Origin of the sequence: Kordia sp., from assembly GCF_045105435.1 — a bacterium.
GTDB lineage: Bacteria > Bacteroidota > Bacteroidia > Flavobacteriales > Flavobacteriaceae > Kordia.
Genome location: NZ_JBGCDL010000096.1, coordinates 1 through 12,456, shown reverse-complemented (window position 1 = coordinate 12,456; position 12,456 = coordinate 1). Strand labels below are relative to the sequence as shown.

14 protein-coding genes are annotated in these 12,456 nt (G+C 32.4%); 8 read left to right on the top strand and 6 right to left on the bottom strand.

Annotation, left to right across the window (positions count from 1 at the left end; translation table 11 throughout):
• Positions 1-196: 196 nt before the first annotated feature.
• Positions 197-829: a helix-turn-helix domain-containing protein gene (locus AB8B65_RS04495; RefSeq protein WP_405299662.1), complete on the bottom strand. Its 633-nt coding sequence runs from the start codon at positions 827-829 to the stop codon at positions 197-199.
• A gap of 24 nt (positions 830-853) precedes the next feature.
• Complete coding sequence (locus tag AB8B65_RS04490; protein WP_405299661.1) at positions 854-2,023, bottom strand: sensor histidine kinase; 1,170 nt, start codon at positions 2,021-2,023, stop codon at positions 854-856.
• A gap of 38 nt (positions 2,024-2,061) precedes the next feature.
• Between AB8B65_RS04490 and AB8B65_RS04485 the strand changes: the two genes are divergently transcribed.
• From AB8B65_RS04485 to AB8B65_RS04460, 6 genes are all read left to right on the top strand, one after another.
• Positions 2,062-2,718, top strand: coding sequence for a discoidin domain-containing protein (locus AB8B65_RS04485; RefSeq protein WP_405299660.1), 657 nt, complete (start codon positions 2,062-2,064; stop codon positions 2,716-2,718).
• Positions 2,684-4,270: a hypothetical protein gene (locus tag AB8B65_RS04480; RefSeq protein ID WP_405299659.1), complete on the top strand. Its 1,587-nt coding sequence runs from the start codon at positions 2,684-2,686 to the stop codon at positions 4,268-4,270. The genes AB8B65_RS04485 and AB8B65_RS04480 overlap by 35 nt, the downstream gene beginning before the upstream one ends.
• 17 nt (positions 4,271-4,287) lie before the next feature.
• Positions 4,288-5,103 (top strand): T9SS type A sorting domain-containing protein, encoded by an 816-nt coding sequence (locus tag AB8B65_RS04475; RefSeq protein ID WP_405299658.1) that lies wholly within the window; start codon positions 4,288-4,290, stop codon positions 5,101-5,103.
• Positions 5,104-5,891: 788 nt separating this feature from the next.
• Positions 5,892-6,170, top strand: a complete 279-nt coding sequence (locus AB8B65_RS04470; RefSeq protein WP_405299657.1) for a hypothetical protein — start codon at positions 5,892-5,894, stop codon at positions 6,168-6,170.
• Positions 6,170-6,736 (top strand): hypothetical protein, encoded by a 567-nt coding sequence (locus AB8B65_RS04465; RefSeq protein WP_405299656.1) that lies wholly within the window; start codon positions 6,170-6,172, stop codon positions 6,734-6,736. Before AB8B65_RS04470 ends, AB8B65_RS04465 begins: the two co-directional genes overlap by 1 nt.
• Positions 6,737-6,903: 167 nt before the next feature.
• Positions 6,904-7,578, top strand: a complete 675-nt coding sequence (locus AB8B65_RS04460; RefSeq protein ID WP_405299655.1) for a response regulator transcription factor — start codon at positions 6,904-6,906, stop codon at positions 7,576-7,578.
• 227 nt (positions 7,579-7,805) lie between these two features.
• Here the strand turns inward: AB8B65_RS04460 and AB8B65_RS04455 are convergent, their stop codons facing one another.
• Positions 7,806-8,726, bottom strand: a complete 921-nt coding sequence (locus AB8B65_RS04455; protein WP_405299654.1) for a LysR family transcriptional regulator — start codon at positions 8,724-8,726, stop codon at positions 7,806-7,808.
• 360 nt (positions 8,727-9,086) lie between these two features.
• On the opposite strand from AB8B65_RS04455, the gene AB8B65_RS04450 reads away from it, so the two are divergent.
• Both AB8B65_RS04450 and AB8B65_RS04445 read left to right on the top strand, forming a co-directional pair.
• Positions 9,087-9,377 (top strand): hypothetical protein, encoded by a 291-nt coding sequence (locus tag AB8B65_RS04450; protein WP_405299653.1) that lies wholly within the window; start codon positions 9,087-9,089, stop codon positions 9,375-9,377.
• 26 nt (positions 9,378-9,403) lie between these two features.
• The gene (locus AB8B65_RS04445; protein WP_405299652.1) at positions 9,404-10,366 is read left to right on the top strand and encodes a sodium-dependent bicarbonate transport family permease; all 963 of its coding nucleotides are present in this window, start codon (positions 9,404-9,406) and stop codon (positions 10,364-10,366) included.
• A 95-nt stretch (positions 10,367-10,461) separates the two neighbouring features.
• Here the strand turns inward: AB8B65_RS04445 and AB8B65_RS04440 are convergent, their stop codons facing one another.
• From AB8B65_RS04440 to AB8B65_RS04430, 3 genes are all read right to left on the bottom strand, one after another.
• Positions 10,462-11,220: a hypothetical protein gene (locus AB8B65_RS04440; RefSeq protein ID WP_405299651.1), complete on the bottom strand. Its 759-nt coding sequence runs from the start codon at positions 11,218-11,220 to the stop codon at positions 10,462-10,464.
• Positions 11,221-11,484: 264 nt separating this feature from the next.
• The gene (locus tag AB8B65_RS04435; RefSeq protein WP_405299650.1) at positions 11,485-11,982 is read right to left on the bottom strand and encodes a hypothetical protein; all 498 of its coding nucleotides are present in this window, start codon (positions 11,980-11,982) and stop codon (positions 11,485-11,487) included.
• Between the two features lie 143 nt (positions 11,983-12,125).
• Positions 12,126-12,456 (bottom strand): hypothetical protein (locus AB8B65_RS04430; RefSeq protein ID WP_405299649.1); only part of this gene is annotated, 331 nt, incomplete at its 5' end.

Sequence of the window (12,456 nt, the reverse complement as noted above, 5' to 3'; positions counted from 1 at the left end):
GCTTAAGATATTTTTTATTGAAAATTTCAATTTCAGAATATTATAACCTTATAAGTTTTCATTAAATGTAGAAGAATTATGGTTAAAATAAAATTTTAGTTTGCTTTTTTGACTTTGTAGCTTTTTGATTCTCAATACAAAACCTTGTTGAGACACAGGATAACTTCTTCTACATAAGATAATGACAGTAATTTTGTTAGTTAGAATCAGTATTTCTTAAATTTCCAGGCACTTTCCCGAACTCTTTTTTAAAGGAACGTGTAAAATAATTAGGATCATTATACCCAACTTCATAGGCAATTTCAGCTATGGTAAGATCTGTTGTTTGAATCAAATGAATGGATTTTTGTAAACGTACCGAACGAATAAATTGTGACAAGGTTTTTCCTGTAATGGCTTTTAGTTTTCGATACAATTGTGAATGGTTTAAATTCAATACATCAGAAATGGTTGTGACCGATAATTCTGGATCTTGGAAATGCGCTTCTATGTACGATTGTATTTTTGTGATAAATGTATATTCTATAGATTTTGGTTCGTTGTTTTGCTTAGTTTCTATGGTTCCATCTCCATAATAGTCCTGTAATTTTTTTCGAAGTTCTAATAATTTCTCCATTCGAATAATGAGCTCCTTTTTTTCAAATGGTTTTGTCATATACGCATCGGCTCCCGTTTCTAAACCTTCAATTTTAGACGACATATCAGCTTTTGCAGTGAGCATGATAATTGGAATATGACTGGTTCGCTCGTCTTTTTTGAGAACATCACAAACTTCAAAGCCATTTTTTTCTGGCATCATTACATCAGAAATAATAATATCAGGAATCAACTCAATGGCTTTATCAATACCTTCTTATCCATTAACTGCAATATGGAAATCATAGGTTTCTTTTACAATAGAACGAATGTAACTTACAATACCAGGATTGTCTTCAACAACTAATAATAGTGGTTTATCCTGTGCTGGCTGTTCTTCAGTTATTGTTGATTCTTCAAACACTAAATCCATATTATTTTCGGAAGAAACAACTGTTTGTATACTCGCTTTTTCATTTTTGACAGGCAAAAGAACGGTGAACGTTGTTCCCCAACCTAATTCACTTTTCACAGAAATGCTTCCTTCCATGATTTCTACGAGTTCTTTTGTCAATGCAAGTCCAATGCCTGTGCCAGAATAACTTTGAATTCCTTGATCTATTTTAGCTTTTACTCCTGCTTGATAGAAACGCTCAAAAATATGTGGCAAGTCTTCATTCGTAATTCCTTCTCCAGTATCTTTTACTTCAATTTTTAAGTGAGAAGTTTCTTTTTGCACATGTACATTTATTTTACCTCCAGTTTTGGTGAACTTTATCGCATTAGAAAGTAAATTATAAATCACGTGTTGAACTTTAATTTCATGATAATCCATTTCAAGACTTTCCAATGCTGCATCAAAACGTAGATTTATTTTCTTTTGAGACGCCATGGAGTAAAAAGATTCTGTAAGATATTGCAAATACTCGATGATGTCGCCATGAATCATATCTACCGTAATATTTCCAGAATCTAATTTGGAAAGATCCAATAACTGATTGATGAGTGCCAGCAGATTTTCGGCATTTCGTTGTATTAGGCTACGTTCATGCGGATGACCGTTAATGTTTTCATTCATCCCCATAATCACCGTGAGCGGCGTTCTAAACTCATGTGTAATATTGGTGTACAGTTTCGTTTTAATGTTGTCTAATTCTTGTAAACGTGTCGATTCTTGCTTGGTTCGTTCTTGTTTGAGTTTGAATTGTAATATGATAAGCCCAATCCCTAAAATAAGTAATCCTAGCAGTATTTTAGACCAAAGTGTCTGATACCAATAAGGTTTTACAATGACAGTAATCGCACGTTCATTTTGAGAAACACTTTCAGGAACAAGTCCGCCTCTAAGTTTTAAAATATATGCTCCTGGTGGTAAATTTTCATAACGTACCTTGTTATTATTTCGAGCTGTAGGATACCAATCTTGCAAAAGGAAAGAAAGCGACACAATCCACTAATTACAGCTCAAATCAAGGAGGCGCTCAGTTGGCTATCGATGGAAACACAGATGGAAGATGGCAAAAAAAATCGGTTTCGCACACCAGAGATGGAGGAACACCAAACCCGTGGTGGAAAGTAGATTTGGGAACCATGCAATATGTAAAAGAAATCTTGGTGTGGAATAGAACAGACTGTTGCAGAAAACGCTTAAGTAATCTTGTAGTATACATTTATAATGGTAGCACATGGGAACGTGTAAATAAAAGAAATCATAGATTTTCTCCAGGAATTCAATATCCATTAAAATTTAGAGTAGGAAAAAAAGCAAGTCAGGTAAAATTACAATTAGAAAGTCCTAATGGTATTCTTTCTTTAGCAGAAGTAAAAGTGATTGGTGATGTTATAAAAGATACCAAAAGAGCAGTTACAAAGACTGTAAAAAATGTAAAAAACACTGGAATTCAAGTAGCAGATGAAACACGAAAAGCTGTAAAAACGGTTCGCAATGAAGTAAATAAAGCAATGCCCGTTTTTGCAAGTGCGCGTGTTGTTGGAAAGTCGAAAAAATGTAAAGGTGGTTCTTTTTATGATGTTAGTACAGGAAAATGTTGGTCTTGCCCATCTGGTTACAAAAGAACTGTTGCTTCCATAAATAGTCGCAATGCATGTGAGCAGAAAGGTCGTGTCGTATTCGCTTTTTGAAAACTACTTAGAAACACATAATGCCAATGGCGATACTGTAGCTCTTGGAGATGCCACTAGTATGGGTAATGGTATTGCTAATGACAATTATGTACTCACAAGTAGAATAAGTTCAGTTACTAGTTTAGATGTTAACAATCAAAATATAAATGACTTAACCGGTATTGAAGAGTTTACTGCATTAACATTTTTAAATTGCACAGGAAATCAACTAACGAGTTTAGATGTCAGCAATAATATAGTATTAAGCACATTATGGTGTAATTCTAGTAATTTATCGAATCTAAACCTAAGCTTTAATACAGTATTGACCGATTTACGATGCAGTGCAAATAACTTAACGAGTTTAGATCTTAGTAATAAGACAGCCTTGACAGATTTGAGATGTGGTGTCAATAACTTAACTACTTTAGACCTTAGTAATAATGTCGCTTTAAAGGACGTAAGAATTGCTTCTAATGACCTAACCAATTTGGATCTTAGCAATAATACAGCGCTAATTAACTTGTCGTGTATTGGTAATAACTTAATCAGTTTAGACCTTAGTAATAATACAGTTTTAAATCAATTATCATGTAAGAGTAATGAGCTAACTAGTTTAAATATAGCCAATGGTAATACTGCTAATTTTCAAAAATTACTTATTAGCCAAAACCCGAACCTTATATGCGTAACAGTTGATAATGAAACTATTGCAGACGACTGGAATGCAAGTATAAATTTGCCATCAAATTTCGATAAGGATATACAAACTGTATTCAATACCAATTGTAATGAAGTAGTTTTAGAAGCCAAAGCGTATTTACAAGGCGCATTTATAAATCCTATTTCCGGAGAAGAAAATCTTATGCGAGATGATTTACGAGTAGCAGGATTGATTCCTACGACAAGTCCATATAGCGATGTTGCTGTGGTAAATAACAGTGTTTTTTCGGTTACTGGTGAAAATGCCATTGTAGATTGGGTTTGGGTAGAATTACGTGACAACATAGACAACACTTTAGTTGTAGATGGACAATCTGCACTTTTACAACGCGATGGAGATATTGTAGGTTTAGATGGAATACTTCCTTTAGTATTTTTACAGCAAGTTAAACAATATAATGTTGTTGTAAATCATCGGAATCATTTAGGAATTATGACCAATACAGCCATGAGTTTATCAAATATAATAGACTTTACCAATGCAAATAATTCTATTACTTGGGGAAGCAATGCGCAAACAACTTTTGGAATGCCTTCAGGTATTGTTGCCATGTGGTGTGGAAATGCAAATGATGATTCGGTTATACAATACTCAGGCGTAAGTCCTGATACACCATCAATTTTATCTAGAGTATTAAATGATGCTGGAAACTTCTTGAATTTCCCAACCTACGTCGTGAGCGGTTATAATACGAACGATGTTGATATGGATGGAAGCAGTCAATATTCTGGAACCAATCCAGACACACCACTGATTTTACAAAATGTATTGGCACATCCTGGAAACTTTTTGAATTTTAGTACGTATCAAATCTTAGAACAATTGCCTAGCAGACTTGATAACTAACATTAAAACATTTACAAATGAATACACATAATATCACAACGATTATTATCATCCTTTTGAGCCTTTTTACGATTCAAATACATGCGCAAGATGGATATACGTATACTTTAATTGATAATAGTTCCTATAGTTTTACCATTGGAGCGGTTCCGAACACAAGTGCTAACAATTTTGCAACTTCGATGCAGAGTTATGGTTTCACCATTATTGTACCAGACGGCGTAACCATAAGTATGACATCTTCCTTAGGAAATGCGGCTTCTGCTACCTTTTTTGACGGAACTGCTGTTGGTCAGCCGTCCATTGATGGATATCTAATTACAGAAACGTTGGGAAGTCCCGTTTCTTTAGTGGCGCCATCTACAGGAACAACTTCTAATGTTGTTACAATTCAAGTGAATGGCTCACCAACTTCGGGAATTATATATATATTAGAAAACAATGCTGCTTTAGCGACTACGGTGACACCTTTAAAAAGTTTTATGCAGGCAGATATGATAGATAACGGTATGGCAGAATTTGTAAATGTAGTGGATCCAAATACAGCAGCAGTTTCTGGGATGTCTTCTTTTGACTTTTCTACACTTTCAGTGAAAAAAAATGAATTAAGTTCACTTGCTGTATATCCAAATCCTGTAAAAGACATTATTCATATCACAAATACGAATGTAAACTTAGTGAAAGCTGAATTGCATAATTTAAATGGACAGTTAGTACTTTCTAAAGAAAATAATTTGACAGCTATTAATGTCAATAGCTTAACAAGCGGAATTTATATGTTAAAAATCTATTCTGAAAAAACTCAAAAAACGATCAAAATACTTAAGCAATGATTTAACTTTCAATAAGTTGTTTTTTTTTGAGACAAACAAGTTAATAGCTTCCAAATCATTTATAAAAAGTTTAAATTTTGAAAGTTCGGGACACTAGAAAAAAAGCCTTACTAGAAATAGAAAGGCTTTCTTGTTTTTAAAAATGAACTGTTTTTTTAAAAATTCAATTTCAAAAAAATACTCTTCTCTAAAAAAAAATAGAGCGTTTCAAACGAAAAATAGTAGGGCTTATTTCTTCCAAGTTGCGCCATAACGATAATTTGGATTATCTTTTTTAACAGATAAAAGACATGCTTCGCACACAAAAAACCATTCTTTAACCTGTTTATATTGAATTCGATACATTGTAGAAAAGTCTTCTTTGCAAATAGTACAATATTTAATTCTCAAAGCTTATATTTTTTACTGAAACTACAGGCAAAGCATCTTAAAATACACTTTCAAAGGTTTCTCGTTTCGTATTTTTGTACAGCAAAGGATTTAGTCAATAAAGATGCCAAGTACATATATCATCGTTATCTAATAAAGTGTAAATACGATATAAATTATCATATAATTTTCTTCTCATCAGTGATAATTGTATAGGTTTAAACAGCAACTAAAAAGATAATTTCCCTCATATATGTTTGATTAAGAAATATCGTTTTCTATCAAGATTACAACGCATAACTTCCTAAATATTCCAATCAAATAACCATTAAGAAACTACCATAAAAACAGGCTATTGTTTTATGGAATGTGTAGATGTGACTAAAATTCTTGTATCAGTATGAATTAAAATTTACAATATGAATTCAGTCAAAATAATAAAAAACAGAAAAAGCAAAGCGCAGCGATATTGGGTGTTTATAGTGCGTTTAATAGGCTTTATAGTATTTGTTGTTCCATTAATTCAGCCCATGTATGCGTATATGATTATTGGAATGGAAGAAATTCAATTTACAAAAACAAGAACGTTTCTTGTCATTTTGGGTTTTGTTTTGTGTTCTAGTGGGAAATTTATTGGAATTGTCAATAACAACCTGGGACTGTTTATAAAAAGTGCATTTAAAAAATTAATCTCCTAATGGAAGCTATAGAAGAAGAAAACACACAAAAGAAAAAATGGTTTCAGTTTATTCTTGAAATCATCAAAAAATACCGATTGTTTACATACGTGCCAATTTTGGTGCTTACTGTTTCATCATTTAGTTTACGTAAAAAAAATGAAGGTTTGGTGCAGCGAGTTGCACGTCTAGAAACCTTAAATGAAACTTTAGTGTCTAATATGATATTGTATAACAGAAATTTTGAAACATTTCCAGTGCCAATTTTTCAAAAATTAAAACGCGGAAATGAATTCATAGTACAATATTTTAATCCTGCGTATGTAAACTTGTTAGGGCATAACTTTGAATACAATCGGTTCCTATATATGGGAAAAACAGATTATGATTACTACCCAAAACGCATAGCCGATTTATATCATAACTATGATGTTTCTGTTGCGTTTACTGGAGTTGCAATGAAAATAAAAGTCGTTATAAAAGACTCTTTAGACAACAACCTAAATGTTGAGGTATTAAAATGGCGTCAAATTCGCGAAAGAGATACCTTGATATATGGAATGATTATTTTAGACAAACCGATGTAGTCTTAAAGTAGCGTCTTGTTGTAATGCAAGGCGTTACTTTTTTATTCACACTGAAAAGTATTCATTAGGATACAAAAAACATGAAAAAGTAAGTGTAAGTTTAAAATAAAATTAGGAAAATACGTAATGTTTTTTATATTTATTCCAGAATACAATTAAAAAGTATCATGAATAAAATTATAAGAATTGCTATTGTTGATGATGATAAATTATTTGCACAACTTTTAAGTGATTTGCTAAGCGAGCATGAAGATATGAAAGTTGTTTTTACTGCGCATGAAAGAAAAGTATTTATGGCAAATTACGAACAAAAAAATATAGATGTAGTACTGCTAGATTTGCGAATGGATGATGGTATTGGATTGTCCGTCTTGCGGGAATTACAAATTCGTTCAGAAGCGATCAAAACCATTGTGCTTTCTAAATTATACACAGATTCATTAATGGCACAAATTCTCAGATTAGGCGCTAGTGCTTTTTTACCTAAAGATACAAGTGAAGAAGAACTGATACGAGTGATACAAAAGGTGTTCAAAAAAGGGCACTATTTTTCAAGAGATCAAATGGAATTCATGCGTTTGCAACTTTCTGAAAAAATACCAGAAATTTACAATCAGAAGCAAGATTCATTAACAGTAAAAGAAATAGAAATATTAAAATTACTATCTAAACAATACACGAGTCAACAAATTGGCGAACGACTTTATATTTCGCTTAAAACGGTAGAAGCGCACAAAAGAAATTTATTGCGGAAAACAGGCGCAAAAAACACAGCAGGCTTACTTATTTACGCTATTCAAAATAAAATTATTGATACAGATGAATTATTGTTTCTTAATTAATAATCAAATCAAAAGCATAAAAAAGAGGCTGTCTGAAAAGTTTCAAAAGTTGTCATTCTGGACTTGATCCAGAATCTCATAAAGCTGATTTTCAACTGTTATGCGAAACCGAATCAAGTTCGGTTTGACAAAATTATGACTTTTTAGACAGCCTCAATTCGTATGAGTTAAAATTATGTTTTACGTTCTTATTTTAGAATCGAATCAAAAAAATAAAAAAACTGATTTTACTCTTCAACCCAATCAAAATATTTTGCTTTAATGTTTTGTTTCTCATCTTTCAAATACGAAATAAAAGCATTGGCAACAGGTGAAAGCGATTTATTCTTTAGCCAAACCAAATTCCATTGTGTATGAATTGGCAAACCTTTGTACTCAATAACCTTAATAGCATTATCATTAACCGCATCTTTAATTCCTAAAAGCGGCATAATTGAATATCCCAAACCAGCAATAACGGCTTGTTTTAGTGCTTCGTTGGAAGTCAATTCTATTTTCTTTTGAACGGAAACATTTTTTCCGTCAATAAAAGCTTCCATGGCATTTCGCGTGGCAGAACCTTCTTCACGATATAACAATGGTTCTTCTTTAAAAATAGCCTCAATTTTACCGCCTCTTTCTGCTTCACGATCTCTTCCTCCAACAAGATATAAGCTGTTTTTAAGCAAAGGCAATGTTTCTAACGATAAATGTTTTGGCAAAACAGAAACTAAAGCAAAATCAACTTTATTCTGTTCCAAATCTTTGACCACATTTTGCTTATTAGTCACATCTATAGTAAAATCGATTCCCGCATGCTGATTCACAAAACCAGCCAAATAGTACGGTAATACATATTTTCCCGTAGAAACGCAGGCAAGTGTTAGTTTTCCGGCTAACTTTCCTTGATATTCTTTGGTTTTATGATCAATGGTAGAAACTTCATCTAATATTTTTTGGGCAGTAATTGCGATTTCTTCCCCAAAATTTGTCACATACAATTTACGTCCAACCACTTCGGTAAGTGGCAACGGAAATTGATCTTGAAATTTTTTAAGTTGAATAGATACAGCAGGTTGTGTTAAAAATAATGCTTCGGAAGCTTTGGTAATGCTTTTCTTTTTTACAATTTCTACAAAGACTTTTAATTGGTGTAAGGTGTAGTTCATAAATATTACTTATGTTTTGTATAATAAATATAAATAAAAATATATGAATATAAAGCATAACCTTTGCATTGTAAAATAATAATAGATAAGACAGTATCACTCAGTAACAAATTTGAAGGAGCTACACATTCAATTTACATCAAAAATAATGATGCTTTTCTACCAATAAAAATAAACAAATACCAATTGTTTACTTCTATTAAACGAATTGCTCTTATTGTTGTATTTGTTGGATATATAATTTCGAGGTGCACAAGCTAAAGTCTAAGTCCAGAGCATTTTGGACACCAGTAAAAGCGGAAGTTATTTTGAGTTTATTATTCATTAACGCATTAAGTAAAAGTTAAAAACTAAGTAATTATGACAGCAACAGAAGTAACGCACAAAGTACAATTGGTAGAAGGTAAATTTACTGCTATGGAAGCGAAAGAAGTAATCAATTCTTTGATTGAAGAAAAAATTAATTTTCACAAAATTCATCGTTTAGCAATGTGTGAAGGTGATGTAAATAGCGATACTACTTTTGATGATAGTAGAGTAGGGCAGTTACTGCGCGAAAAAGAAAGCTTTAGAGAAATTTACTTAGAAGCTAAAAAAGCTGGAAAGCAAGTGCGAATCAACGGAATTTTAGAAATAGAAATAATTGACTAAGGTTACAAAACCTATAAAATACCCTAATGGATTTACATTTACTATTCGATAATTTAACGAATCCAGCATTATTATTTTTCGTTTTAGGAATTTTCGCTGCACAAGTAAAAAGTGATCTCGAAATTCCAAAAAACTCTTCAAAATTTATTTCCTTATATCTCTTGCTTGCCATCGGTTTTAAAGGTGGGCAAGAGCTTGCACACAGCAGTTACACAGCCGATATAGGTTGGTCACTTGTAATGGGAATTGCACTCGCAATCATCGTTCCAGTATATTCATATTACATATTACGTTTAAAATTTACAGTAGACAATGCAGGTGCTATTGCAGCAGCGTATGGTTCTGTAAGTGCGGTAACGTTTGTAACTGCGATTAGCTTTTTGGAAATGAAAGACATTCCATTTGGAGGACACATGGTAGCTGTAATGGCTTTAATGGAAGCACCATCTATTATTGTAGGTGTGTTGCTGATGCGAATTCATTCCAACGGAAAAAAATCATCGAAAGAAATGATGGGACTCGTAAAACATGCAGTTACTAACGGAAGTGTACTGCTAATTTTAGGAAGTTTAGTAATAGGTTTTATGGCAAGTGATGCACAAGCAGAAGGCATTAAACCATTTACAACAGACATCTTTAAAGGATTTTTGGCAGTATTCTTATTAGACATGGGAATTACCAGCGGAAAGAAAATAGGCACACTGATCAAAAAAGGATGGTTTGCCTTAATTTTTGCAATCTTCATTCCAATTGTCAACGGAATTACGACAGCATATCTATCGTCACATGTATTAAGTAGTGATGGTGACCGATTGTTATTAGCAATCTTAGCAGCTAGTGCTTCATACATTGCCGTACCCGCCGCAATGCGAATTGCCGCACCAAAAGCAAATCCAAGTTTATATTTACCAATGGCATTAGCCATTACATTCCCGTTCAACATTACGTTGGGAATGCCAATATACATGTGGTTTATACAGCATACATAATAACATTACTTTCATAAGTAAAAACCCGGCAAAGTCTTATCAGTTGGTTACTTGTAAGACTTTGTTTTTTTATATAAAATGAAATTGTTATGTAACTATAAATCAACATCTTTTTCAATAAAAATGCCTTTATTTTTGTAGTGATCTTCGATATGAAAATGAATACTTTCTCCTGTGTCCAAATCATAATCGATTCCACCAGACCCGTATTCTAAAGTGCCTAATATTGGTGAATCGGTATTTTTTTTGGCAACTTTCCAACAGTCAAAAAGTAATTGCGAAAACAAGTCGTACGTATAATTGGTATATTCATCAGAATACTCACCAACTGTGATATTGAATTCATTATAAATTTCAGATTCAATTTTATAAATATCAATCTCAAATTCATGTCGCAATTGAAATTCTTTTACATACGTTGCTAATTTGTCCGCATAAAATGTGCTACTAGGTTGCGCGCAAAGATAGAATTCCGAGTTGTCATCAAGCGAATACACAATGCTAATCACTTTTAGCGGAACACTAGCTTCTGACTTCCGAAGTTTATCGCTGTTTTTAAGAATCGTAGTAAAAAAATCAATGATCTTATTTTTTACGATTTCTAAATTTTTCTTGTAAAGCGACTTTGTTAAATTTTGAGTATATGTCAAATTATGAATAATGTCAGCTTCTTTAAAACGCTTTTCCATTCGCTCCGCTTTTACTTCTTCTTTAATCACGTAATAATAGTTGAAAATATATTTCCAGTGATCTAATAAAACTTGAGAGGAAACTTCCGTTGTATCAATCGTAACGCTTTCTTTACCATCGATGATGTTTTGCCAGTAGGTATATTGAAAATGATTTTTTTTCACTTTTTTAGCGCTCTTTACTTCCGATTGATGAATCGAATTTTTGAGTTCTTTCTTTCGATTGCGGATAGTAGTCAACCTAAAAACTACTAATAGTAGCATGAGTGCAAAAAGTATGGGAACTATGATCATTGACTAAATATTTTTTGTGTGAAATCCATATTATTTCTTTTCCTTAAAAATGGATTCCTCCGCTAGCGCAAGTTTGAACTTGTGCCGACAATCCGGCTAAAAAATAGTGAAAGTAGTACTGTAAGAAAGATTTTTCTAAAATTTCTTTTTAATTCTTTTTAATAGTATTTCATCTACATACACATTTTGATTAATTGAAATTACAAGGAATTGATCAACAACTCCACTAATATTGTGTGTTGTCAAAATCAAGCCTATATCAGTTTTTTTAATTTTTACCCAATAACGATTTAATGCAGTACCGATTTTTGCTGTAGATGGTTCTTTACAGGATTGAGAATCTACTAAATGAAATTTATCTTTTCTAAAAAATGACCAATTAATTTTTTTGCAAAAAGGAAGTTTATATTTTTTTTTAATATTGATAAGTTTGATGGTATCCGCTTTAAAATACAAGCTATCAGTATTGTTAATTACCCAGGGATTTGAAAGTGTTGAAACTCTTCTCCGCGATTCTTGGTCAATACTTTTTCGGAATATTCTCTTTAATTCAGACTTTTTAACGCTCTTATTTTGAGCAGGTACGATGAAACCAGTTATAAAAATTAATATTAAAATTAGACGTTTCATCATTAGTTTCTATATGTTAAGGAAGGTTGATTTTGAGGTTGCCGTTGTAAGGACAAATCTAAGAAAATTCCAGCGAAAGCAAGATTGTAAAGAAAAAGCCTCACTATTTCCAGCAAGGCTTTAGTCATAAATAGTGTTTTATGCAATTACGAAAGGCAAATACGATCCTGTAATTTTTGCATTAATTTTGCTTTTAACTCAATAATTTCAGGAGTTTGTTCCTGACGGTGGTAATAATCAATCATCAACTTTGCATAATTGATAAATACATCATCAGTTGGAATTGGCGCTGGTTCAAAATCATAAATCTGATCCTCTGGCAAGTTAAAAAATGCACCACCAGTCGTATGATTTACACGATCGTGTTCCAATTCGTAATTCTTCGCATCGGCAGTAATATCGCCTGCTTTATCGCAAGAACCGTAAATATGTAAGGTCATGTATCTGTCTGTTGATGGATTCCCCATTTGATGAATC

What these genes read in the sequence shown, in the direction of transcription:
- AB8B65_RS04475 (WP_405299658.1), top strand. Translation starts at nt 4,288, where the DNA reads ATGAATACACATAATATCACAACGATTATTATCATCCTTTTGAGCCTT.
- AB8B65_RS04470 (WP_405299657.1), top strand. Translation starts at nt 5,892, where the DNA reads ATGAATTCAGTCAAAATAATAAAAAACAGAAAAAGCAAAGCGCAGCGA.
- AB8B65_RS04465 (WP_405299656.1), top strand. Translation starts at nt 6,170, where the DNA reads ATGGAAGCTATAGAAGAAGAAAACACACAAAAGAAAAAATGGTTTCAG.
- AB8B65_RS04460 (WP_405299655.1), top strand. Translation starts at nt 6,904, where the DNA reads ATGAATAAAATTATAAGAATTGCTATTGTTGATGATGATAAATTATTT.
- AB8B65_RS04455 (WP_405299654.1), bottom strand. Translation starts at nt 8,726, where the DNA reads ATGAACTACACCTTACACCAATTAAAAGTCTTTGTAGAAATTGTAAAA.
- AB8B65_RS04450 (WP_405299653.1), top strand. Translation starts at nt 9,087, where the DNA reads ATGACAGCAACAGAAGTAACGCACAAAGTACAATTGGTAGAAGGTAAA.
- AB8B65_RS04445 (WP_405299652.1), top strand. Translation starts at nt 9,404, where the DNA reads ATGGATTTACATTTACTATTCGATAATTTAACGAATCCAGCATTATTA.
- AB8B65_RS04435 (WP_405299650.1), bottom strand. Translation starts at nt 11,982, where the DNA reads ATGATGAAACGTCTAATTTTAATATTAATTTTTATAACTGGTTTCATC.